22 protein-coding genes are annotated in these 24,426 nt (G+C 51.8%); 15 read left to right on the forward strand and 7 right to left on the reverse strand.

The genetic code is table 11. From position 1 onward, the window contains the following. The first annotated feature begins 4 nt into the window (after window positions 1–4). The 4 genes from HMPREF2871_RS08980 (at window position 5) to gyrB (ending at window position 4,781) form a co-directional block, all read left to right on the forward strand. Complete coding sequence (locus HMPREF2871_RS08980; RefSeq protein ID WP_049336924.1) at window positions 5–400, forward strand: outer membrane protein assembly factor BamE; 396 nt, start codon at window positions 5–7, stop codon at window positions 398–400. Window positions 401–409: 9 nt separating this feature from the next. Then, on the forward strand, window positions 410–1,219 hold the full coding sequence (dapB, locus tag HMPREF2871_RS08985; RefSeq protein ID WP_049336916.1) for a 4-hydroxy-tetrahydrodipicolinate reductase: 810 nt from the start codon (window positions 410–412) through the stop codon (window positions 1,217–1,219). 89 nt (window positions 1,220–1,308) lie between these two features. Beyond that, window positions 1,309–2,196 (forward strand): 50S ribosomal protein L11 methyltransferase, encoded by an 888-nt coding sequence (prmA, locus tag HMPREF2871_RS08990; protein WP_049336915.1) that lies wholly within the window; start codon window positions 1,309–1,311, stop codon window positions 2,194–2,196. A gap of 194 nt (window positions 2,197–2,390) precedes the next feature. After that, window positions 2,391–4,781: a DNA topoisomerase (ATP-hydrolyzing) subunit B gene (gene gyrB / locus HMPREF2871_RS08995; protein WP_049336914.1), complete on the forward strand. Its 2,391-nt coding sequence runs from the start codon at window positions 2,391–2,393 to the stop codon at window positions 4,779–4,781. Between the two features lie 205 nt (window positions 4,782–4,986). Here gyrB and queA read toward each other — a convergent pair whose 3' ends face one another. Next, a complete protein-coding gene (gene queA, locus HMPREF2871_RS09000) occupies window positions 4,987–6,015 on the reverse strand; it encodes a tRNA preQ1(34) S-adenosylmethionine ribosyltransferase-isomerase QueA (RefSeq protein WP_049344317.1) in 1,029 nt (342 codons plus the stop codon). 355 nt (window positions 6,016–6,370) lie between these two features. Here queA and accB point away from each other — a divergent pair, with 355 nt between their 5' ends. From accB to katA, 4 genes are all read left to right on the forward strand, one after another. Further along, window positions 6,371–6,829 (forward strand): acetyl-CoA carboxylase biotin carboxyl carrier protein, encoded by a 459-nt coding sequence (accB, locus tag HMPREF2871_RS09005; protein WP_049344319.1) that lies wholly within the window; start codon window positions 6,371–6,373, stop codon window positions 6,827–6,829. A gap of 71 nt (window positions 6,830–6,900) precedes the next feature. Continuing rightward, a complete protein-coding gene (locus HMPREF2871_RS09010; RefSeq protein ID WP_003684175.1) occupies window positions 6,901–7,092 on the forward strand; it encodes a YqaE/Pmp3 family membrane protein in 192 nt (63 codons plus the stop codon). 29 nt (window positions 7,093–7,121) lie between these two features. Next, the gene (gene accC, locus HMPREF2871_RS09015) at window positions 7,122–8,483 is read left to right on the forward strand and encodes an acetyl-CoA carboxylase biotin carboxylase subunit (RefSeq protein WP_049344322.1); all 1,362 of its coding nucleotides are present in this window, start codon (window positions 7,122–7,124) and stop codon (window positions 8,481–8,483) included. A 304-nt stretch (window positions 8,484–8,787) separates the two neighbouring features. After that, window positions 8,788–10,302 carry a catalase KatA gene (gene katA / locus HMPREF2871_RS09020; RefSeq protein ID WP_049344324.1) on the forward strand — a complete coding sequence of 505 codons (1,515 nt, stop codon included), beginning with the start codon at window positions 8,788–8,790 and terminating at the stop codon, window positions 10,300–10,302. A 303-nt stretch (window positions 10,303–10,605) separates the two neighbouring features. Here katA and groL read toward each other — a convergent pair whose 3' ends face one another. After that, entirely contained in the window at window positions 10,606–12,240 is a 1,635-nt protein-coding gene (groL, locus tag HMPREF2871_RS09025; protein WP_049344326.1) for a chaperonin GroEL, read from the reverse strand. 98 nt (window positions 12,241–12,338) lie between these two features. Then, entirely contained in the window at window positions 12,339–12,626 is a 288-nt protein-coding gene (gene groES / locus HMPREF2871_RS09030) for a co-chaperone GroES (RefSeq protein WP_003744509.1), read from the reverse strand. 418 nt (window positions 12,627–13,044) lie between these two features. Between groES and HMPREF2871_RS09035 the strand changes: the two genes are divergently transcribed. From HMPREF2871_RS09035 to HMPREF2871_RS09065, 7 genes are all read left to right on the forward strand, one after another. Next, window positions 13,045–15,060 (forward strand): TonB-dependent receptor domain-containing protein, encoded by a 2,016-nt coding sequence (locus HMPREF2871_RS09035; RefSeq protein ID WP_049336909.1) that lies wholly within the window; start codon window positions 13,045–13,047, stop codon window positions 15,058–15,060. Between the two features lie 115 nt (window positions 15,061–15,175). Continuing rightward, window positions 15,176–16,138, forward strand: coding sequence for a siderophore ABC transporter substrate-binding protein (locus HMPREF2871_RS09040; protein ID WP_049336908.1), 963 nt, complete (start codon window positions 15,176–15,178; stop codon window positions 16,136–16,138). 181 nt (window positions 16,139–16,319) lie between these two features. Then, window positions 16,320–17,288: an ABC transporter permease gene (locus HMPREF2871_RS09045; RefSeq protein WP_004520979.1), complete on the forward strand. Its 969-nt coding sequence runs from the start codon at window positions 16,320–16,322 to the stop codon at window positions 17,286–17,288. Next, the gene (locus tag HMPREF2871_RS09050; protein WP_004520978.1) at window positions 17,278–18,249 is read left to right on the forward strand and encodes an iron chelate uptake ABC transporter family permease subunit; all 972 of its coding nucleotides are present in this window, start codon (window positions 17,278–17,280) and stop codon (window positions 18,247–18,249) included. Before HMPREF2871_RS09045 ends, HMPREF2871_RS09050 begins: the two co-directional genes overlap by 11 nt. A 142-nt stretch (window positions 18,250–18,391) precedes the next feature. Further along, window positions 18,392–20,257 carry an acyltransferase family protein gene (locus HMPREF2871_RS09055; protein WP_049344328.1) on the forward strand — a complete coding sequence of 622 codons (1,866 nt, stop codon included), beginning with the start codon at window positions 18,392–18,394 and terminating at the stop codon, window positions 20,255–20,257. Between the two features lie 140 nt (window positions 20,258–20,397). Next, on the forward strand, window positions 20,398–21,024 hold the full coding sequence (locus HMPREF2871_RS09060) for an FmdE family protein (protein WP_049322654.1): 627 nt from the start codon (window positions 20,398–20,400) through the stop codon (window positions 21,022–21,024). 83 nt (window positions 21,025–21,107) lie between these two features. Next, window positions 21,108–21,866 carry an iron ABC transporter ATP-binding protein gene (locus HMPREF2871_RS09065; RefSeq protein WP_003684210.1) on the forward strand — a complete coding sequence of 253 codons (759 nt, stop codon included), beginning with the start codon at window positions 21,108–21,110 and terminating at the stop codon, window positions 21,864–21,866. Between the two features lie 68 nt (window positions 21,867–21,934). Here the strand turns inward: HMPREF2871_RS09065 and HMPREF2871_RS09070 are convergent, their stop codons facing one another. The 4 genes from HMPREF2871_RS09070 to HMPREF2871_RS09085 form a co-directional block, all read right to left on the reverse strand. Beyond that, window positions 21,935–23,227: a valine--pyruvate transaminase gene (locus HMPREF2871_RS09070; protein WP_049344331.1), complete on the reverse strand. Its 1,293-nt coding sequence runs from the start codon at window positions 23,225–23,227 to the stop codon at window positions 21,935–21,937. A gap of 141 nt (window positions 23,228–23,368) precedes the next feature. Then, window positions 23,369–23,527 carry a DUF1328 domain-containing protein gene (locus tag HMPREF2871_RS09075; protein WP_039862543.1) on the reverse strand — a complete coding sequence of 53 codons (159 nt, stop codon included), beginning with the start codon at window positions 23,525–23,527 and terminating at the stop codon, window positions 23,369–23,371. A 72-nt stretch (window positions 23,528–23,599) separates the two neighbouring features. Further along, window positions 23,600–23,794 carry a CsbD family protein gene (locus tag HMPREF2871_RS09080; RefSeq protein ID WP_049344333.1) on the reverse strand — a complete coding sequence of 65 codons (195 nt, stop codon included), beginning with the start codon at window positions 23,792–23,794 and terminating at the stop codon, window positions 23,600–23,602. Between the two features lie 314 nt (window positions 23,795–24,108). Next, entirely contained in the window at window positions 24,109–24,408 is a 300-nt protein-coding gene (locus HMPREF2871_RS09085; protein WP_004520970.1) for a porin, read from the reverse strand. Window positions 24,409–24,426 lie beyond the last annotated feature (18 nt).

Below are 24,426 nucleotides of genomic sequence, written 5' to 3' on the forward strand. Positions count from 1 at the left end.
GCCCGTGAATAAAGCCTTATGCCTTGCCATCGCCGCTATTTTAGGTCTGGCCTCATGCAGTGCCGAGCGCGTATCCAACTTTCCATCCTACAAACTTAAAATCATTCAAGGTAACGAGCTCAATCCGCGCGCCGTGGTTTCCCTGCGCCAAGGTATGACCCGCGACCAAGTCCAACTGCTGCTCGGTACGCCACTCCTGCGCGACGCCTTCCATGCCGACCGCTGGGATTACACTTTCAACACCAGCCGCAACGGCATCATCAAAGAACAAAGCAACCTGACCCTGTACTTTGAAAACGATGTCCTCACACGCGCCGAAGGTGATGCCATTCAGAAATCCATCGAAGCGGTTCAAGCCGGACAAAACATCGTTCCGACCACCGAAACCAAGCCGCAATAAGGAAGCCCCATGAGCGCATTGAAAATCGCCATTGCCGGCGTCAACGGCCGCATGGGTCGCGTTTTGGTTGAAGCGGTCAACAACCATCCCGATGCCGTCCTTTCCGGCGCACTCGAGCATTCCGGTTCGGAAGTATTGGGTTTGGATGCAGGCTTCGCCTCCGGCCTCAAAACCGGCGTTACCATTTCAGACGACGCAGATGCCGTACTGGCTCAAAGCGATGTCCTCATCGACTTTACCCGTCCCGAGCCAACCCTGAAACACCTGCAAAAATGCGTGGAAAAAGGCGTCAACATCATCATCGGCACCACCGGCTTCGACGACGCAGGCAAAGCCGCCATCCAAGCCGCAGGCGAAAAAATAGGCGTTGTCTTCGCCGCCAACTTCAGCGTCGGCGTCAACCTGACCTTCCACATCCTCGACACCGTCGCCCGCGTGTTAAACGAAGGCTACGACATCGAAATCATCGAAGGCCACCACCGCCACAAAGTCGATGCCCCAAGCGGCACCGCGTTGCGCATGGGTGAAGTCATTGCCGACGCACTCGGCCGCAACCTCAAAGAATGCGCCGTTTACGGCCGCGAAGGCCACACCGGCCCGCGTGATCCGTCCACCATCGGTTTTGCCACCGTCCGCGCAGGCGATATTGTCGGCGACCACACCGCCCTCTTCGCCACCGACGGCGAGCGCGTGGAAATCACCCACAAGGCCAGCAGCCGCATGACCTTTGCCGCCGGTGCTGTACGCGCCGCAGTTTGGGCAAACGGCAAAAAAGGCCTGTACGATATGCAAGACGTACTGGGTTTGAAAAACCGATAAACCCGCATCATCAGGTTTCATACCTTACAAGGCCGTCTGAAAGCACAACGTCGATTTTCAGACGGCCTTATTAAAAAGAAAGCCCCACCATGTCCTATCAACAAATCACCATCAACGTCAACGATGCCGTCGCCGAACGCCTTGCCGACGCGTTGATGGAACACGGCGCATTGTCCGCCGCCATTGAAGATGCCTACGCCGGCACAGAAAACGAGCAGGCCATTTTCGGCGAGCCGGGCATGCCGACCGAGCAAATCTGGCAACAAAGCAAAGTCATCGCCCTTTTCGGCGAAAGCGACGACGCCGCTTCCATTATCGAATCCGCCGCGCAGGAATGCGGTTTGAACGATTTGAAATACACCGGCGAAATTCTTGAAGATCAAGACTGGGTACGCCTGACCCAAGCGCAATTCGACCCGATTCAAATTTCCGACCGCCTATGGATTACCCCGTCTTGGCACGAAGCGCCCGACGGCAACGCCGTCAACCTGCAACTTGACCCGGGTCTTGCCTTCGGCACAGGCAGCCATCCGACCACCCGCCTCTGCCTCAAATGGCTCGACACACAGCTCAAAGGCGGCGAAAGCGTATTGGACTACGGCTGCGGCTCAGGCATTTTGGCCATTGCCGCCCTCAAACTCGGCGCAGGCTCCGCCATCGGCGTAGATATTGACGAACAAGCCATCCGCGCCAGCAAAGACAATGCCGCGCAAAACAACGTTGACGCGCAGTTCTACCTGCCGGACGGCCTGCCGCAAGGCCAATTTGATGTCGTTGTCGCCAACATTCTGGCCAACCCGCTGCGTATGCTCGGCGAAATGCTTGCCGCGCGTACCAAACAAGGCGGCCGCATTGTCTTGTCCGGCCTTTTGGACGAACAAGTCGAAGAACTCAGCGGCATTTACAGCCAATGGTTTGACATTGAGCCTGCCGAAATCGAAGAAGGCTGGGCGCGATTGAGCGGCGTCAAACGCTAAACCTGTTTTCCGATACAAAGGCCGTCTGAAATTTAATCTTTCAGACGGCCTTTTTGTACTTAAAACGCTGAATATTCCAGCAAAATCAGGTATAATTGCCTATTATTTTGACCTTTCGGAACACATCCGCCGCGCCCGTTTGACATTTCATCGCGCGCACGGAAAAATTCCTTGAAATTCAGCAAGAAAAGACCATGACTGACCAAAAACACGAAGAATACGGCGCCGACAGCATACAAGTGCTGGAAGGCTTGGAAGCGGTACGCAAACGCCCCGGTATGTATATCGGCGACACGCAGGACGGCAGCGGCCTGCACCACATGGTGTTCGAGGTGCTCGACAACGCTATTGATGAAGCGCTCGCCGGACATTGCGACAAAATCACCGTAACCATCCATGCCGACAATTCCGTCAGCGTGGCCGACAACGGCCGCGGCATGCCGACCGGCATCCACCCGAAAGAAGGCCGCTCCGCCGCCGAAGTCATCATGACCGTCTTGCACGCAGGCGGCAAATTCGACAACAACAGCTACAAAATCTCCGGCGGTCTGCACGGCGTGGGCGTATCCGTCGTCAACGCGCTGTCCGACTGGGTAACGCTGACCATCTACCGTGACGGCAAAGAACACTTCGTCCGCTTCGTACGCGGCGAAACCGAAGAGCCGTTGAAGGTCGTCGGCGATTCCGACAAAAAAGGTACAACCGTACGCTTCCTCGCCAGCAGCGAAACCTTCGGCAATGTCGAATACAGCTTCGACACCCTTGCCAAACGTATCCGCGAACTTTCCTTCCTCAATAACGGCGTAGATATCGAGCTGATCGACGAACGCGACGGCAAACACGAAAGCTTCGCCCTCTCCGGCGGCGTGGCCGGCTTCGTACAATACATGAACCGCAAAAAAACACCGTTGCACGAAAAAATCTTCTACGCGTTCGGCGAAAAAGACGGCATGAGCGTCGAATGCGCGATGCAATGGAACGACAGCTACCAAGAAAGCGTGCAATGTTTTACCAACAACATTCCGCAACGCGACGGCGGTACGCACCTGACCGCATTGCGCCAAGTGATGACCCGCACCATCAACAACTATATCGAAGCCAACGAAGTCGCCAAAAAAGCCAAAGTGGAAACCGCCGGCGACGATATGCGCGAAGGCCTGACCTGCGTTTTGTCCGTCAAACTGCCCGACCCGAAATTCTCATCGCAAACCAAAGACAAACTGGTTTCCAGCGAAATCGGCCCCGTCGTTAACGAAGTCATCAACCAAGCCTTGACCGACTTCCTTGAAGAAAACCCGACCGAAGCCAAAATTATCACCAGCAAAATCGTCGATGCCGCGCGCGCGCGCGAAGCCGCCCGCAAAGCCCGCGAAATTACCCGCCGCAAAGGCGTGATGGACGGCTTGGGTCTGCCGGGCAAACTGGCCGACTGCCAAGAAAAAGACCCTGCCCTGTCCGAACTCTACCTCGTCGAGGGCGACTCCGCAGGCGGTTCCGCCATGCAGGGCCGCGACCGCAAATTCCAAGCAATTTTGCCGCTCAAAGGTAAGATTTTGAACGTCGAAAAAGCACGTTTTGAAAAAATGCTGGCCAGCCAAGAAGTCGCCACGCTGATTACCGCTTTGGGCGCAGGCATCGGCAAAGAAGAATTCAATGCCGAAAAACTGCGCTACCACCGCATCATCATCATGACCGATGCCGACGTGGACGGCGCGCACATCCGCACCCTGCTCCTGACCTTCTTCTACCGCCAAATGCCCGAGCTGGTCGAACGCGGCTACATCTACATTGCCCAGCCGCCTTTGTACAAAGCCAAATACGGCAAACAAGAGCGCTATCTCAAAGACGAATTGGAAAAAGACCAATGGCTGCTCGGCTTGGCCTTGGAAAAAGCCAAAATCGTTTCAGACGGCCGCACCATCGAAGGCGAAGAGCTTGCCAATACCGCCAAACAATTCCTGTTGGCAAAAACCGTCATCGAGCAAGAAAGCCGCATCATTGACGAACTCGTCCTGCATGCCATGCTGCACGCTTCGCCAGTCGATCTCAGCACCGCAGAAAGCGCAGACCGGGCCGTTGCCGAATTGAGCGGCCTCTTGGACGAAAAAGAAGTCGCGCTCGAACGTATCGAAGGCCACGAAGGACACCAGTTCATCAAAATCACACGCAAGTTGCACGGCAATGTGATGGTGAGCTACCTTGAGCCTAAGTTCCTCAACAGCAAAGCCTACCAAACCCTTACCCAAACCGCCGCCGCACTCAAAGGCATAGTCGGAAAAGAGGCGAAGCTCTACAAAGGCGACAACGAATACGATATCGACAGCTTTGAAGGCGCTTTGGACATCTTGATGAGCGTTGCTCAAAAAGGCATGTCCATCCAACGATACAAAGGCTTGGGCGAGATGAACCCGGAACAACTTTGGGAAACCACGATGGATCCTACCGTCCGCCGCCTCCTGAAAGTCCGCATCGAAGACGCCATCGCCGCCGACGAAGTGTTCGTTACCCTGATGGGCGACGAAGTTGAACCGCGCCGCGCCTTCATCGAAAACAACGCCCTGCTGGCGCAAAACATCGACGCCTAAGCATGGAAAGATAAAAGGCCGTCTGAAAAACGATTTTCAGACGGCCTTTTTGTTTTGTGCTTTATTTCTTACAACTCAAATTCCAATAACTTCGCGTGTTTACTTCAATAATTTATTTTAATTCGCGTATTTTAGAGCGTTCCAACTGATTCGGATTCGGGACAACCCAAATAACCAGTTTGAAATGCTCCAATCCGCTTCAAATTTATTCCGCTTTCCCCAAAATCATCGCATCGCCATAGCTGAAAAAGCGGTATTCCTGTTCCACCGCATGACGGTAAACGCTGCGGATATGCTCCATGCCCGAAAACGCGCTGACGAGCATCAGCAAGGTTGATTTGGGCAGGTGGAAGTTGGTAATCAATCGATCGGCAACATTGAAGCGGTAGCCCGGCGTAATGAAAATATCGGTATCGCCGCGACCGGCTTTCAGACGGCCTGTCTCGCGTGCGGCAGATTCCAAGGCGCGCATGGAGGTTGTGCCCACCGCCCACACTTTATTGCCGCGCGCTTTGGCGGCTTCAATGGCGGCAACAGTCTCGGCCGGTACGTCAAACCACTCGCTGTGCATTTTGTGTTCCTCAATTTTATCGACGCGCACGGGTTGGAATGTGCCGGCACCGACGTGCAGGGTTACTTCCGCGGTTTCTACACCTTTGGCTTTCAGACGGCCCAATAATTCATCGGTAAAGTGCAAGCCTGCCGTCGGTGCGGCCACTGCGCCTTGGTACTTGGCGTACACGGTCTGATAGCGGCTGTCGTCTTCATCATCGGCCACGCGTTCGATATAAGGTGGCAAGGGCAGATGGCCGTTTTGCTCTAAAAGTTCGTAAACGGTTTGCTCGCCTTCAAATTTCAGGCAAAACAATTCTTCCGCACGCTCCATCATGACGGCACGGATATCGCCTTCAAAAATCAATTCTGTACCCGGTTTCGGCGATTTGGACGAGCGGATATGCGCCAATGCGGTATGCGCGTCCAATACCCGCTCAATCAGGGATTCGATTTTGCCACCGCTGGCTTTCTGACCGAACAGGCGCGCCTTCATCACTTTGGTATTGTTAAACACCAGCACATCACCCGGTGCGACATAATCGGGTAAATCGCCGAAATATTTGTCTTCAATCGGCAATGTCGGCAAGGCAACCAGAAGCCTGCTGCTGCCGCGCACTTCCGGAGGATGCTGGGCAATCAGTTTTTCGGGCAATTCAAAATCAAAATCGGAAATATCCATTGTCGTGCATACTTAAAAAAAACAGGCGCCATTATACGCGCAAAGTTGGTTTTCAGACGGCATGTTTTGTCGAAAAACCAATAAATTAGAATAAACGCTCTCGGGAAAATCACCTTTTAACGACAATCAGCGTTCCTTTCTTTTTTCGCCGAAAAACGCCTTTTTTCTATCTTTTACTGGACATTTACCGACAAGTTCGGGAAAATAACCAGATTCATTTCTCAGGCTCCGCCCTGTTCCGACATTATTTAAACGCCGGATGGCAAACCTGCCTTCCGACGTCTCAGGAAATCATCTAAAACCACAGCGGCGCATACCCAATATGCACTTTATGCCGCGCTAAAAAGGAAAAGCAATGGATTTGCGTAAATTAAAAAAACTGATTGATTTGGTCGAAGAATCAGGCATTGCAGAAATTGAAGTTACCGAAGGCGAAGAAAAAGTCCGCATTACGCGTACCACTGCCGCCGCAGCTCCTGTTTATGCTGCTCCGGCACCTGCCGCAGCCGCTCCGGTTGCCGCACCTGCCGCTACTCCGGCCGCAGCCGCTCCAGCCGCCGCCCCTGCCGCTCGCGATTTGTCCAACGCACAAAAATCGCCTATGGTCGGTACGTTCTACCGCGCCCCCGGCCCGAACGCAGCCGCTTTCGTCGAAGTCGGCCAACAGGTTAAAGTCGGCGATACTTTGTGCATCATCGAAGCCATGAAGCTGATGAATGAAATCGAAGCCGAGAAATCCGGTGTCGTTAAAGAAATTCTGGTTGAAAACGGTACTCCGGTCGAATACGGCGAGCCGCTTTTCATCATTGAATAATCCGTTTTTTCAGACGGCCTTCAGTTTCGAGGCCGTCTGAAATTCCTTTTTCTGTTCATTAAGGACAAACCATGCGTCTGATTTTGGCTATTTTCTTGCCTTGGTTGCAGTTTTTCACCATCGGCCGTCCGATTGCAGGCATCATCTGTCTGATTCTGCAATGTACGCTGGTTGGCTGGATACCGGCAGCCATGTGGTCGGTTTACGCCTTGAGCCAATACAAAACCGACCAAAAAATCCGCAACGCATTAGGCGGCCGCTGAGGCCGTCTGAACCATCCGGAAAGATTATCATGCTGAAAAAAGTATTGATCGCCAACCGGGGCGAAATCGCCCTGCGCGTCCTGCGAGCCTGCCGTGAAATGGGCATCGCCACCGTCGCCGTCCATTCCGAAGCCGACAAAGACAGCCTGCACGTCAAACTCGCCGACGAATCCGTGTGCATCGGCCCTGCCGCATCCGCACAAAGCTACCTCAACATTCCTGCCCTCATTGCTGCTGCCGAAGTAACCGAAGCCGACGGCATCCACCCGGGCTACGGTTTCCTCGCCGAAAACGCCAATTTTGCCGAACAAGTCGAACAATCCGGCTTTGTCTTCATCGGCCCTAAAGCCGACACCATCCGTCTGATGGGCGACAAAGTATCCGCCAAACACGCCATGATCGAAGCCGGCGTGCCTTGCGTTCCCGGTTCTGACGGCGCATTGCCAGACGACGGCGAAGAAATCCTTAAAATCGCCGATAAAGTCGGTTATCCCGTCATTATCAAAGCCTCCGGCGGTGGCGGCGGTCGCGGTATGCGCGTCGTCGAGAAAAAAGAAGACCTCCTCCAGTCTGTCGAAATGACCAAAGCCGAAGCAGGCGCGGCATTCGGCAACCCGATGGTTTACATGGAGCGCTACCTGCAACGTCCGCGCCACGTCGAAATCCAAGTGATTGCCGACGAACACGGCAACGCCATCTACCTCGCCGAGCGCGACTGCTCCATGCAGCGCCGCCACCAAAAAGTCATCGAAGAAGCACCGGCTCCGTTCATCACTGAAGAAGAGCGCGCCAAAATCGGCAAAGCCTGTGCAGACGCTTGCAAACGCATCGGCTATCGTGGCGCAGGTACGTTTGAATTCCTGTACGAAGACGGCGAATTCTTCTTTATCGAGATGAACACTCGCGTTCAGGTTGAGCATCCGGTTACCGAGCTCATCACCGGCGTGGACATCGTCCAAGAGCAATTACGCATCGCATCCGGCCTGCCTTTGCAATACAAACAGGAAGACATTCAAGTCGAAGGCCACGCGTTTGAGTGCCGTATCAATGCCGAAGACCCGTACAACTTCATTCCAAGCCCGGGCCTGATTGAAAGCTGCCACCTGCCTGGCGGCTTCGGCATCCGCGTCGACAGCCACATCTACCAAGGCTATCGCATCCCTCCTTACTACGACAGCCTGATCGGCAAAATCTGCGTCGTCGGTAAAGACCGCGACCAAGCCATGGCAAAAATGCGCGTTGCCCTTGCCGAGCTGGCGATTACCGGCATCAAAACCAATACGCCGCTGCACCGCGACTTGTTCAGCGACCCAGGCTTCCAAAAAGGCGGTGTCAGCATCCACTACTTGGAACATTGGTTGGAAGAACGCAAAGCCAAACTGGATAAATAATCCCTTGTTTTGACTAAAAATAAGGCCGTCTGAAACGCAAAATAAAGTTTCAGACGCCCTTTTTTCACAATTAAATTATTTATTAAAACTAATGATATTTAATAATTGATTTATTATATCTATTCTAAATCGGTTTCATAGTTCCAATAGTTAAAACCTTTCTGTATAGTTCTTTTAATAGTTAACAGCAAAAGGAAATAAAATGTCGATACAAGAAATTTATGAATGCCAAGAAACCGGCTACGAATATGCCTTCCGGCAAATTGTTTTATAAACCACTGACCATTTCACAAAGGAAATCATCATGACTGCCTCTAAATGCCCCGTAATCCACCTGACCATGAACAACGGCGCGCCTGTTGCCGACAATCAAAACAGCCTGACTGCCGGCCCACGCGGCCCGTTGCTGGCGCAAGATTTGTGGTTGAATGAAAAACTCGCCGACTTCGTGCGCGAAGTCATCCCTGAACGCCGTATGCACGCCAAAGGTTCGGGTGCATTCGGTACGTTTACCGTAACGCACGACATCACGAAATACACCCGAGCCAAGATCTTCAGCGAAGTCGGCAAGCAAACCGAGATGTTCGCCCGTTTCACCACCGTGGCAGGCGAGCGCGGCGCAGCCGATGCGGAACGCGACATCCGCGGCTTTGCGTTGAAGTTCTATACCGAAGAAGGCAACTGGGATATGGTCGGCAACAACACGCCCGTATTCTTCCTGCGCGACCCGCGCAAATTCCCCGACCTGAACAAGGCGGTCAAACGCGACCCGCGCACCAATATGCGCTCCGCTACGAACAACTGGGACTTCTGGACGCTGCTGCCCGAAGCCCTGCACCAAGTCACCATCGTCATGAGCGACCGCGGCATCCCAGCCAGCTACCGCCATATGCACGGCTTCGGTTCGCATACTTACAGCTTCTGGAACGAAGTGGGCGAGCGTTTTTGGGTGAAATTCCATTTCCGCAGCCAGCAAGGGATTAAAAACCTGACCAACGAAGAAGCCGCAAAAATCATCGCCGACGACCGCGAAAGTCATCAGCGCGACCTGTACGAAGCCATCGAGCGCGGCGAGTTTCCGAAATGGACGATGTACATCCAAGTCATGCCTGAAGCCGATGCGGAAAAAGTGCCGTACCATCCTTTCGACCTGACCAAAGTTTGGCCGAAAAAAGACTATCCGCTGATTGAAGTGGGCGAATTTGAGTTAAACCGCAATCCCGAAAACTTCTTCGCCGATGTGGAACAATCCGCCTTCGCACCGAGTAACCTGGTTCCCGGTATCGGCGCCAGCCCCGACAAAATGCTGCAAGCCCGTTTGTTCAATTACGCCGATGCGCAACGCTACCGTCTGGGCGTAAACTTCCGCCAAATCCCCGTCAACCGCCCACGTTGCCCTGTTCACAGCAACCAGCGCGACGGACAAGGCCGCGCCGACGGCAACTACGGCAGCCTGCCGCACTACGAACCCAACAGCTTCGGCCAATGGCAGCAACAGCCCGACTTCGCCGAACCGCCTTTGAAAATCAGCGGCGATGCGGCGCACTGGGACTACCGCCAAGACGATGACGACTATTTCAGCCAACCGCGCGCCTTGTTCAATCTGATGAGCGACGCACAGAAACAGGCTTTGTTCGACAACACCGCCGCAGCCATGGGCAATGCACCAGACTTCATCAAATACCGCCACATCCGCAACTGCTACCGTTGCGATCCGGCATACGGTGAAGGCGTAGCCAAAGCCCTTGGACTGAATGTCGAAGATGCCCAAGCAGCACGAGCCAACGACCCGGCTTTAGGTCAACCTGGTTTACTGTAAGGAGGCATTATGTGGATAGAAATTGAAGAAATCTTGTCTCAAGCTGTCCGATACAGCCGTTCGGACAAAAAGTAACGGTTTAAATCATTAAGCAGGCCGTCTGAAACGCAAAATAAAGTTTCAGACGGCCTTTTTTTGATAATGAAGTTTATTTGATTGCTTCTAATTCAATGGAACTGGCTACCCTTATTTCTCTGTAAATCATGGCATTCTCCTCACCATCTCATGCCTCTACTGCAAATAAAAAACCGCACGGCTGCTTGCCGTGCGGTTTTGCTTTTTGTCTGAAGGTTTCAGACGGCCTTACATCATGCCGCCCATACCACCCATGCCACCCATATCAGGCATAGCTGGTTTTTCTTCAGGGATTTCAGCGATCATGCAGTCTGTGGTCAGCATCAGGCCGGCGATGGATGCGGCGTGTTGCAGCGCAGAACGGGTTACTTTAGCAGGGTCGAGTACGCCCATTTCGATCATGTCGCCGTATTCGCCGGAGCCTGCGTTGTAACCGTAGTTGCCTTTGCCTTCCAACACTTTGTTTACAACCACGCTAGGTTCGCCGCCTGCGTTGGCAACGATTTGACGCAGTGGAGACTCAACGGCGCGCAAGACGATTTGTACGCCTGCGTCTTGGTCAGCATTGCCGGTGTGCAGGTTTTCCAAAGCAGCACGTGCGCGCAACAGGGCTACGCCACCGCCTGCAACCACGCCTTCTTCAACGGCGGCGCGGGTAGCGTGCAGCGCGTCTTCCACGCGGTCTTTTTTCTCTTTCATTTCCACTTCAGTAGCGGCACCGACTTTGATTACTGCCACACCGCCGGCCAATTTAGCCACGCGCTCTTGCAGTTTTTCTTTGTCGTATTCGCTGGTTGCGGTTTCGATTTGTTGGCGGATTTCGGCAACACGCGCTTCGATTTGGTCTGCGTCGCCAAAGCCGTCGATGATGGTGGTGTTTTCTTTACCGATTTCGATGCGTTTGGCTTGACCCAAGTCGTCCAAAGTCGCTTTTTCCAGAGACAGGCCGACTTCTTCGGAAATCACTACGCCGCCGGTCAGGATGGCGATGTCTTGCAACATGGCTTTGCGGCGGTCGCCGAAGCCAGGGGCTTTAACGGCAACGGTTTTCAGGATGCCGCGGATGTTGTTCACCACCAAAGTCGCCAAGGCTTCGCCTTCTACGTCTTCAGCGATAATCAAGAGCGGACGGCTGGCTTTGGCCACTTGTTCCAAAACAGGCAACAAGTCGCGGATGTTGCTGATTTTTTTGTCGAATAACAATACAAACGGATTGTCCAAAGCTGCGATTTGTTTTTCAGCGTCATTGATGAAGTAAGGAGACAGGTAACCGCGGTCGAACTGCATACCTTCAACTACGTCCAGCTCGTTTTCCAAAGATTTGCCGTCTTCAACGGTAATCACGCCCTCTTTGCCGACTTTTTCCATCGCTTCGGCGATAATCGCGCCGACTTGTTCGTCAGAGTTGGCAGAAATAGAGCCGACTTGGGCGATTTCTTTAGAAGTATCGCAAGGTTTGGCGATGTTTTTCAGCTCGTCAACCAAAGCGGCAACGGCTTTGTCGATACCGCGTTTCAGGTCGGTCGGATTCATGCCGGCGGTCACATATTTCATGCCTTCGGCAACGATGGATTGTGCCAATACGGTTGCAGTAGTGGTACCGTCGCCGGCTACGTCGTTGGTTTTGGACGCAACTTCTTTCACCATTTGCGCGCCCATGTTTTCGAATTTGTCTTTCAATTCGATTTCTTTTGCAACAGACACACCGTCTTTAGTGATGTGCGGGCCGCCGAAAGCGCGGTCGAGTACCACGTTGCGGCCTTTAGGGCCCAAAGTTACGCGTACGGCGTTTGCCAATACATTGACGCCGTTTACCATTTTTTGGCGAACTTCATTGCCGAATTGTACGTCTTTTGCTGCCATTTAAATTCTCCAAATCAATATTAAAAATCTGTTCGAGGCCGTCTGAAAACTTCATGTTTGATTTAGACGGCCTTTGGTTCTGAAACTTAATTCAACAATTATTCAACGATACCGAAGATGTCTTCTTCACGCATTACCAACAGCTCTTCGCCGTCGGCTTTTACAGTTTGGCCACTGTATTTGCCGAAGATCACTTTGTCGCCGACTTTGACATCCAGCGGACGGCGCGCGCCGTCTTTACCGATTTTGCCCGCACCCACGGCGATTACTTCGCCCATGTCGGGTTTTTCAGCAGCCGCACCCGGCAAAACGATGCCGGAGGCGGTTTTTTCTTCAGCTTCTAAGCGTTTGACGACTACGCGGTCGTGTAAAGGGCGGATGGTCATGTCTTAATGCTCCGATAAATAAATAGATTGAAAACAATTGTCTGTCGGACATGACAGACACGGTTTGCTTGAAAATAGCGGCACACTTAGTAGAAAGCCTGCCGTAATGGCGGGTAGATTTGGGTTGTTTGCGACAAATTCAAGGGAAAAAGTAAAAAATTCTATGCAGTCTTTCCAAATATTTTCATACGCAAAAATGCCCGATCACTTATTTTTCAGACGGCCTGATATACCAACTGCAAAGTTCGTTTAAAAACAACCCATTTCCTTAACAAATTCAATACAACTCTTTACAACTGTTTCTTTTATATGCATTATTATAAATGATGATTATTCTTAATTGCATATTTTTAAAGATAATTTCTCTTTATTTGCTTTTATTTTTTTATTACTGTCATTTTATTAAGGACATTTCTCAATGAATACGCCCCTGTTCCGACTGAGCCTGCTGTCACTGACACTGGCAGCCGGTTTTGCCCATGCAGAAAATGAAGCCAAAGACAATGTTGTGCTTGATACCGTTACCGTCAAAGGTCAGGCCACAAGCGCCACACATCGCGTAACGACAAAACGTATGGAAGAAACGACTTCCACTGATTTAAAAGACGTATTGTTCAACGAACCCTCTATCAGTTTCGGCGGCGGCAACGGTCAGTCGCAGTGGGTAACCATCCGCGGTATGGGACAAGACCAAATAGACTATAAAGTTGACGATACTTACACCGACAGCCAGATTTTCCACCACAACGGCCGCTTTATGCTTGACCCCGCATTGGTAAAAGTCGTTGCCGTGCAAAAAGGTACGGGTTCGGCCTCCGCAGGTATCGGTGCAACCAGCGGCGCGATTGTTGCCGAAACGGTTGAAGCCAAAGATTTGCTGAGAGAGGGTCAAAACGTCGGTTTCAAAGTCAATGCCGGCATCAGCAGCAATAAAGGCTATTCACGCGGCGCAAGCGTTTATGGTCAGGCAGGCGGTTTTGACGCTTTGGTTTCAGGCAATTTCGTACGCGACAAAGAATACACGGCAGGCAAAGGCTACCGTAATCTGCTCGGAAGCGATAAGGTTTTAAACAGTGGATTGGGTTCACGCGGTTTGCTGGGCAAAATCGGCTATCGTTTCAACGAGGACAACCGTATTGAATTAAGCCACCGCCAAGAGAAGCAATATGGGGAACGCGCCCTGCGCGAAGAGTTCGATTTCTCGCAAGTATTCCAAACCGACCGCCGTACGGGTCAATACGTTTTGGATGCCAACGGCAACCGTATTCCGAATGTCGCCACCAACTCGCCGCGTTACCGCACACTGACCCAAGACACCACCAACTTGGAATTCAAAGGCGGAAACTTGGGCTTTATTGACAAAATCAAAGCCAATGTTTACCGTTTGAATACCAAACGTGATGAAGCCCCCAGTCCAGATTATGAATTGGACGGCGAAGTACGGACATACGGAGCCAACCTCAATCTCGACAGCCGTCTATTTGACCGCCATACCTTGAAATACGGAGTAAACTGGCGCACTCAAAAAAGCAGCTCAAAAGGAGAAAACAGCGAGAAGAAAAGCGATGCCGGCGTATATGTAGAAGGCATTTGGGATTTCTCACCGGTTACGCTGACCACAGGTTTGCGCTATGACCGCTGGAAAATGAAAACCAGCAGTAATACAGAAAATTCAGACGGCAACCTCAATCCAAGCATCGGGTTGGTTTATGACATTACCCCTGATTTTTCCATCAACACCAGCCTGAACTATGCAACCCGCAGCCCCCGCCTGTACGAAGCAGCTTTAGCAAACAACAGGCCGATTATTTCATCACCTGACTTGAAAGCAGAACGCTCGCGAAATGCAGAAATCGGCTTTAACTACCACTGGAATTCTGCCCTGACGCTCTCCGGCAGCTATTTCCATCAGCAAATCAAAGATGTACAGGCCATCCGTCAAGAAGGACGAAACAACGTCTGGTATAACGGCGGCAAGCTGAAAAACACAGGTTACGAACTGAATGCAGCCTACCGCTGGAAAGGTCTGACCGCACGTGCAGGCGTAGCCTACAGCAAACCGAAGCTGAATGGCGATACCGCTGACAAAGTAACGACCGCCATCCCGATGGGACGCACATGGACAACCGGTCTCTCTTACCAATTCGACAATCCGAATCTGGAAATCGGCTGGCGCGGACGTTATGTCCAAAATGCAGGCTATGCCCCGACCTCGCGCGGCTCTGATGTGGCTCTGAATGTCGTCCGTGCAGGCTACGGCGTCAACGATATCTTCGCCAACTGGAAACCGACAGGCAAAGACGACTTGAACGTCAACTTCTCCGTCAACAATGTCTTTGATAAAAACTACAAGCCGCACAGCCAACGCGCAGGTGCCAATTCCCTGCCTGAACCAGGCCGCGATGTCCGCCTAAGCGTGAACTACCGCTTCTAAGCAATCAGCTTGAAAAAGCCGTCTGAAAACAAAAGTTTTCAGACGGCATCTAGCTTTATAATCCGATACAAGTTATCATTTCTATTTACTTTATTTCCGACCACGGAGAAACCCTATGTTACGTTTGACCGCTTTAGCCGTATGCTGCACCCTCGCTTTGGGTGCGTGTTCACCGAAAGATTCTGCGTCCAACCAAGCCCAAACTGCTTCCGCTTCTGCCGCCCAAACCGAAGGTGCAAGCCTGACCGTTAAAACGGCGCGCGGTGAAGCAAAAGTGCCGCAAAATCCGGAGCGTATCGCCGTTTACGATTTGGGCATGCTCGACACTTTAAACAAACTGGGCGTGAAAACCGGTTTGTCCGTCGACAAAAACCGCCTGCCCTACTTGGACGAATATTTCAAAACCACGAAACCTGCCGGCACGCTGTTTGAGCCTGACTACGAAGCCTTAAACGCTTACAAACCGCAGCTCATCATTATTGGCAGCCGTGCAGCTAAAGCATTTGACAAGTTGAACGAGATTGCGCCGACCATCGAGATGACCGCCGAAACCGCCAATCTGAAAGAAAGCTCAAAAGAGCGCATCGACGCACTGGGTCAAATCTTCGGCAAACAGGCCGAAGCGGACAAGCTGAAAGCGGAAATCGATGCTTCGTTTGAAGCAGCGAAAACTGCTGCGCAAGGCAAAGGCAAGGGTTTGGTGGTATTGGTCAACGGCGGTAAGATGTCGGCTTTCGGCCCTTCCTCACGTTTGGGCGGTTGGTTGCATAAAGATATTGGCGTTCCCGCTGTTGATGAATCGATTAAGGAAGGCAGCCACGGCCAGCCTATCAGCTTTGAATACCTGAAAGAGAAAAACCCTGATTGGCTGTTTGTTTTGGACCGCGGCGCGGCCATCGGTGAAGAAGGTCAGGCTGCGAAAGATGTGTTGAACAATCCGCTGGTTGCCGAAACGACCGCTTGGAAAAAAGGACAGGTGGTTTACCTTGTTCCTGAAACTTATCTGGCGGCCGGCGGCGCACAAGAATTGCTGAATGCTTCCAAACAGGTTGCCGACGCATTCAACGCGGCGAAATAATTGTTTCGGCGGGCGGCAATGTCCACCCTTCCGTTTTACGGCATCCAGACGGCCTTTGCCCAAGCTGTATTTTGGTCATCAGGTCGTCTGAAACGGGCATTCTTGCCCGTTTGCTTCGTTATATTTTAAAACGATACAACTATAAAATAATGCCTTTGTTTCTTTTACGACTTTATCGTTTATGTTTCACAAGCCCTTTTCTTTAAACCTTATCAACGGCATCGCGCTTTTGATATTGTTTGCCGTCAGCCTGTCGGTCGGCGTGGCCGAATTCAAATGGTCCGCCCTGTTTTCGCTATCCGACAGCCAGCAGGTCATGTTCATCAGCCGCCTGCCGCGCACGTTTGCGATTGTGCTGACGGGTGCGTCGATGGCAGTGGCCGGCATGATTATGCAGATTTTGATGCGCAACCGTTTTGTCGAACCGTCGATGGTGGGCGCAAGCCAAAGCGCGGCTTTGGGTTTGCTGTTGATGACCCTGCTACTTCCGGCCGCGCCGCTGCTGGCAAAAATGTCGGTTGCCGCCGTTGCCGCGCTGATCGGGATGTTGGTCTTTATGCTGCTGATCCGCCGCCTGCCGCCGACCGCGCAACTGATGGTGCCTTTGGTCGGGATTATTTTTGGCGGTGTGATTGAGGCGGTGGCCACCTTTATTGCGTATGAAAACGAAATGTTGCAAATGCTCGGCGTGTGGCAACAGGGTGATTTTTCCGGCGTGTTGCTCGGGCGGTATGAGCTGCTGTGGGCAACGGGGATTTTGGCTTTGTTTGCCTATTTGATTGCCGACCAGCTGACGATTTTGGGTTTGGGCGAAACAGTAAGCGTGAATTTGGGGCTGAACCGGACGGCGATTCTGTGGTCGGGGCTGATTATTGTGGCGCTGATTACGTCTTTGGTGGTCGTGACAGTCGGCAATATTCCGTTTATCGGCTTGGTCGTGCCGAACATCATCAGCCGCCTGATGGGCGACAAACTGCGTCAAAGCCTGCCGGCGGTGGCCTTGCTGGGCGCATCTTTGGTGTTGCTGTGCGATATTGTCGGACGCGTGATTGTGTTTCCGTTTGAAATTCCGGTCTCTACGGTTTTTGGCGTAATGGGGACGGCTTTGTTTTTATGGCTTTTATTAAGGAAACCTGCTCATGCCGTCTGAAAAAAATATCGGTTTTATGGCAGGAAGCAGCCGTCCGTTGTGGGTCGCCTTTGCGCTGTTGCTGGTTTCCTGCGTCCTGTTTATGACGCTCAACGTCAAAGGCGATTGGGACTTTGTCTTACACCTGCGTCTGACCAAACTTGCCGCGCTGCTGATGGTTGCCTATGCGGTCGGCGTGTCCACGCAACTCTTCCAAACGCTGACCAACAATCCGATTCTGACCCCTTCGATTTTGGGTTTCGATTCGCTGTATGTGTTTTTGCAGACCTTGCTGGTGTTTACGCTCGGCGGCGTGGGCTATGCTTCCCTGCCGTTGACGGGCAAATTTGGCTTTGAACTGGTCGTCATGATGGGCGGCTCGCTGCTGCTGTTCTACACGCTCATCAAACAGGGCGGACGCGATTTGTCGCGCATGATTTTAATCGGCGTGATTTTCGGGATTTTGTTCCGCAGCCTGTCATCGCTGCTTTCGCGCATGATTGACCCCGAAGAATTTACCGCCGCACAGGCGAATATGTTTGCCACTTTCAATACCGTCCACTCGGAATTGTTGGGTATCGGCGCAGTCGTGTTGCTCATCAGCGCCGCCGTGATTTGGCGAGAACGCCACCGCCTCGATGTTTACCTGCTCGGCCGCAATCAGGCCATCAATTTGGGCATCAACTACACGCGCAATACCTTATGGCTGCTGTTGTGGATCGCCGCACTGGTTGCAACTGCGACCGCCGTTGTCGGCCCGGTAAGCTTTTTCGGCCTGCTGGTTGCCGCGCTGGCCAACCATTTTTCCCCGTCGGTCAAACATTCCGTCCGCCTGCCCATGACTTTTTGTGTCGGCGGCATCCTATTGGTCGGTGGGCAAACCATCTTCGAACATTTCCTCGGCATGCAGGCCGTATTGAGCGTAGTCGTCGAATTTGCAGGCGGATTGGTATTTTTATATTTGGTGTTGAAAAAGAAATAAATTAAACGTGCCCAAACGTTCGCAAAAATAAATTCAGGCCGTCTGAAATCCATGTTTTCAAAATATTTAATCCTTGAAATGAAACTAAATTTCTGACATGTACTCATAGTAAACATTACTGGATTTACTAAAATTACAAAAAATGAGCACGACATTAAAATACCGTCCCGACTTGGACGGCATCCGGGCTTTAGCAGTCTTGGCTGTCATTATTTTCCACATTGATGCCGCTTGGCTGCCCGGCGGTTTTCTCGGTGTGGATATGTTTTTCGTTTTGTCCGGCTACCTGATCACCACCATCATCAGCCGCGAAATGCAAAACGGCAGTTTTTCGTTTTTAGAATTCTACAAACGCCGCGCGAAGCGCATTTTGCCTGTTTTTTCCTGCGTATTGCTGTGTACGAGCTTGGCCGCCGCAATCTTTTTCTTGTCGTTTGACCTGCGCCAATACGTCAAATCGGCAGCGTTTGCATTGCTGTTTTCGGCCAACCTGTTTTTTGCACGGCGCGGCGGCTATTTCGATGCCGACGCGGCAGAAAAACCTTTGCAGCACATTTGGTCTTTATCGTTGGAAGAGCAGTTTTACTTTGTTTTTCCGGTTTTGCTGATTGCCTTTTTCCGATTCAGCAAAGGGCGCAACATCCGCCAATTCATCCTTTTGCTGATTGTATTGAGCCTGTTGTCCGTCTTTTTGCCCACCTTCGGCATGGATCCTTATTTCCTGCCTTATGTGCGCGCATATGAGCTGCTGATCGGCGCACTTTTTGCCTTTATTCCGCCCTCCCAAAACAACGACCGTTTCAGCACACCTGTGGTCGGCTGGGCGATGATGACGGTGATTGCCGCCATGTTGCTGCTTCCTTACGGCGTATTGCCCGGCGAAGGCAATATCGAACGGCTGCTGTGCTGTACGGCGGTTGGCGGCTTGATTTACTCGGGCAAAACCCTGCAAACACAAAACGGCTTCAATACCGCCAAACTGTTGAGCCTCAAGCCTGTTGTGTTTATCGGTTTGATTTCCTATTCACTGTATCTGTGGCATTGGGCGGTCTTAGCCGTCATGCGCTATGTTTACATGGACAACGCTTTGCCAATGTCCGCGATTGTATTGGCAGTGGTGCTGATGTCCGGCTTGTCCGTTTTGTCCTATTACTTTGTCGAAACACCAGCGCGACAGATAAAGAATTTCACCACCAAAAAATTCATCGGGGTAATCGCCGCTTATTTCGCCCTGCTGATTCCTGCCGCCGGCTACCTGCTGACTACCAAACCAGCCGAATACGAGGCAAACCTATATACGGTTGACGAAAGTAAAATCTGCGCGGATACCTTGACCAAAACCGACTGCTCTGTCGGCGCGGAAAATCAAAGCAGCAAAGTCCTGCTGATGGGTGACTCCCACGCCGCCCACCTGACGCCCTTTATCAATATAGTGGGCAAACAGGAAGGCTTTGCCGCCGACATTATCTCGTCCAACAGCTGCGGCGTTGCCTTCGGCTTCCTTCTGCCGCAAAGCGACCGCCGTGCCAACCGCTGCAACCCTTACAACCGCTTTATCGCACAAAAAGTCGAAAACTATCCGGTGGTTTTTATCTCGCAACGTTGGTTCCTGCATACCGACAAGCCCGGTTTTACGGAGCATTTCAGCAAAATGCTCGACACCCTAATTCAACAGGGCAAACAGGTTTACGTCTTTGCCGACACGCCGATGAACGCGCAACTGCCCCTGCGCCATTACTACCTGAAACAGCGTCTCGGCATCGATATGCAATACGTTTCCGAGCATAAAAAAGCGGAAATTGCCCGCTCCGCCGAAGCGGACAAAACCATAGAAAATATCGTCAAACAGCGGCCTGCCGTACATTGGGTCAACATCATGGGGCCAATTCCGGCAGACAAAACCATAGACGGCCTGCCAATATATTTTGACACCAACCACCTCAATACCCACGGTGTGACAAAACTGGCGGAAAAATTTATACAGGACAAAAAAATACTCCTAAAATAACACCGCAGTTTCAGTCCGAAACCTTTGCCGCACTACTGAATGCAAATGCCGCTCAAAGCGCAGCAAACAGTATGCCGCAAAGGTTTCAGGTCATCTGAAACCTTCAGACGGCCTTAGCAAACCCATAAAGGACAACCCTCATGACACAAGAACGCCTCCCTTCATTCTTCGATAATGCCCCGACCATTACCGTCCAAGACGCATTGGCCGACTTCCTCGGCGCGGCCGAAAACGGTATCCTCACTTACCACTACGCCGATGCCGTGCGCCTGTGCGGCCACTCCTGCCCGACCGTCGCCGGTGCCTACCTGATGGTGGTCAAAGGCCTGAAAACCCTTTACGGTGCAGAGCTGCCGCAACGCGGCGACATCGAAGCCTTTATGCAGGGCGAGCGTGACGAAGGCACAACCGGTGTTACTGCTTCCGTCGTCCAACTCCTTACCGGCGCAGCACCCGAAACCGGCTTTGGCGGCGTAGGTCCAGCCGGACGCTTTGCCCGCCGCCACCTCTTGTCCTTTGGTGCAGGCGAAATCAACGGCACACTCGCACTCCGCCGCCGCGATACCGGCAAAACCGTTGCCGTCAGCCTCAATGCCGCGCTCCAACCCTTTGCACCGCAAATGCGCGACATCATGCCCAAAGCCGTCAGCGGCAGCGCAAGTGCTGACGAACTCAAACAATTCGGCGAGCTTTGGCAAGAACGCGTTCGCGCCTTCCTGATTGACCAAGCCGACAATCCCGAATTTGTTACCGTCAGCGAAATCTAAAAACACCATACAGGAATAAAATTCAGACGGCCTCATGCTGAAAGGCCGTCTGAAACCCTAACTTCCCATTTTCGGACCCGCCTATGATTACCATCCGCAACGTCAGCCACACCATCGGCAGCAACCCCATCCTCAACGACGTCAGCCTCGACATCCCCGAAGGCGGCATTACCGCGCTAATCGGCCCGAACGGCGCAGGCAAGTCCACCCTCCTCTCTTTTATGGCGCGCCTGCAGCCCTTGGTACACGGCGACATCAGCTACGCAGGCAAAGACATCAAAACCACCCCCACCGCCGAACTCGCCCGCACGCTTTCCATCCTCACCCAAGAAAACAGCATCATGAGCCGCATTACTGTGCGTGACCTGCTCATGTTCGGCCGCTATCCCTACCACCAAGGCAGGCCGTCTGAAAACGACAAAACCATTGTCGAAGAAGCGCTTGCCGAGTTCCACCTGCAAGACTTCGCCGACCGCTACCTGACCGAGCTTTCCGGCGGCCAACGCCAACGCGCCATGATTGCCATGGTATTCTGCCAGCGCACCGACTACGTTTTGCTGGACGAGCCGCTGAACAACCTCGACATGTATCATGCCCGCTCCCTCATGCAAATCCTGCGCCGGCTGACCGACGAACACAAACGCACCACCGTCGTCGTCCTGCACGACATCAACCAGGCCGCCGCCTACGCCGATTACGTCGTCGCCATGAAAAACGGCCAAGTCGCCATGCAGGGCAAGCCCAACGATATTTTCACCGCCGAAAACATCAAAACCCTATTCGATATGGACGTCAACGTCCTCGATTACGAAGGCAAAAAACTGGTTATCCACCATATCTAAATCCGACAAAAAGGCCGTCTGAAACCCAATTGTTCAGGTTTCAGACGGCCTTTGCCTATTCAAAGCGTTTATTTTTTATCGTACAAACCGCGCACCACCCTGCCGATGGCGGCGATGCCTTTTTCCAGCGTTTCCGCGTCCTGCGCAATGCTCATGCGGATGCACTCGTGCGCGTGCGGATAGTCTTGCCTATCGATGCCGACAAAGAAATGCTCGCCCGGAATAATCAGCGTGCCTTCGGCCTTGAGCATTTCGTACAAGGCTTGCGACGAAACAGGCAGGTTTTCAAACCAAAGCCACAAGAAAATCGCACCTTCAGGCTTGTGGATTTTCAACGGATACGCGCCCAATTCGCGTTTGAGCAGGGAAACCGCCGTTTGCGCCTGCTGACGGTAAAACGGCTGAATCACTTGGTCGGCCAGCTGTTTCAGACGGCCGTCGTTCAACAGCGGAGCCGCAATCGCCGCGCCGAAACGGGTTGGCGACAGGTTCACAATCGCATTCAAACTGCTGACGGCTTTGACCACTTCCGGTGCGGCGACAATAATGCCGGTGCGCACGCCGGGCAGGCCGATTTTAGAAAGGCTGAAGCAGAGGATGATGTTTTCGTGCCAGTTGAGCGTCACATAGCTGTAAATAATATTCGGAAACGGCATTCCGTAAGCGTTGTCGATAATCAGCGGAATCCCGTGTTCCTGCGCCAAAGCGTCCAAACGCGCCATCTCGCCGTCGGTCAACACATTGCCGGTCGGGTTGGTCGGGCGCGAACAGCAAATCGCACCGATTTTGCCCTCTTTCAATTCAGACAGGCTCTCCAGCGCGTCAAAGTCCACGCGGTATTTGAAAAAGCCCGCTTCGCCTTCGTGTTCGACATTTTCGATTTTCGGTTTTACCGAAATAAAATGCTGCCCCTCGACATGCACGTCGGCATAACCTATATATTCAGGCGCCAGCGGCAGCAAAATGGCTTTCTCAGCCGTTTGGCCGTCTGAAAGATTGAATTTGCCGCCAAACAGGTTAAACAAATAGAAAAACGCGTTCTGCGAACCGTTGGTCAGCGCGATATTGTCCGCCGTCAGGTTCCAGCCGTATTCACGGTTGAGAAACTCAGTCAAAGCCGCAATCAGCGCCGCATCTCCCTGCGGATTGGAATAATTGCCGATATTCTCAACAGCGTGTTCCGCTGCCAGTTTAGAAAACACATCGGCGAACACCGCATTGACTTCAGCAATCTTCGCCGGATTGCCGCCGCCAAGCATATTGACGGGCTTGTCACTTTTGAGCGCGTCGCCCAAATCGTCCATCAACTGCAAAATACCGCTGTGTTGTGTGAATTTTTCGCCGAATGCTGAAAACTGCATGGAAACTCCGTTGCTGGGTGTGTAAAAACAATAAACCGCTATTATAAGAACAAAGACCGCCTGAAAACCAGTTATCCTGATTTTTCAGACGGCCTATTTGACGGAATAGTGGCTTGATACAACCTTATTGGTCTACAGGTATTATTTCTTCCTGCCAAAAATCAGTGATATCACCGACAAGATCAAGAAACCAGCAAATAAAATTTTGGCTATGCCTGCCGCACTACCTGCAATACCACCGAAACCTAATACAGCTGCAATAATAGCGATTATAAAGAAAACGATCGAATAATGAAGCATGATTTTTTCCTTTCGGTTTAACATAAAAACGGTCGAGGGGGATACGACCGTTTATTATGAAATTCAACGGTCTTAGCTGTTCAACCAATCATCAATTTCTTTTTCAGCTTCATCTTTAGTGCGACCGTAACGCTCTTGGAGCTTACCAGCCAACTGATCGCGCTTGCCTTCGATAATGTCCAAATCGTCGTTTGTCAATTCGCCCCATTTTTCTTTGGCTTTACCTTTAAGTTGCTCCCATTTTCCTTTGATAATATCTTCATTCATGGTTATACCATCCTATCTTATTGATTAATATTTAACTCACGGATAAAACCGCTTGCATTTAACCTTACTTGATAATTTATTAATTTTCAAGCAAAGATAATACTGATTTTTTAATCAATCAACCAATATCTTATTAATCTCTCAATTAATCAATAAGTTATACAAAACCGTTAAATTTTGAAAATATTAAGATATTATTGATTACCGCCTTTTAAGTGTATTCTTTAAATCAATCAACCTCACTATAAAAAACAGGCCGTCTGAAAACCAGTTATCCTGATTTTTCAGACGGCCTTTTACTATTCAATCTTTCCTTAACGGCCAAAATTATCTCGACGTTCGCGCCAGTCTTGGCGGATGGATCCGCTTTTACCGACCGGAGTATCTTGTTCGACTTCCCAAATAAAATTCGTTCCGCCGCCAATCGGATGTGAGCCGCGCAAACCGATGTGGCTGCCTTGGTCAGCAACGGCGGTTCGGCTGTATGTTTGACCACCGAAACGGGTTTGCGAGGTTTCGATGCCGCTTTTGATGCTGCCGTAAAGCTGTACGTCGGCATGTGCGGCGAGCGCGGCGGTGGAAAGTGCGGCAGTGAGGAGAAGTTTCAAGTTCATGGTTTATCCTTTTTTGGA

Source organism: Neisseria sp. HMSC067G12, assembly GCF_001812725.1.
GTDB lineage: Bacteria > Pseudomonadota > Gammaproteobacteria > Burkholderiales > Neisseriaceae > Neisseria > Neisseria perflava.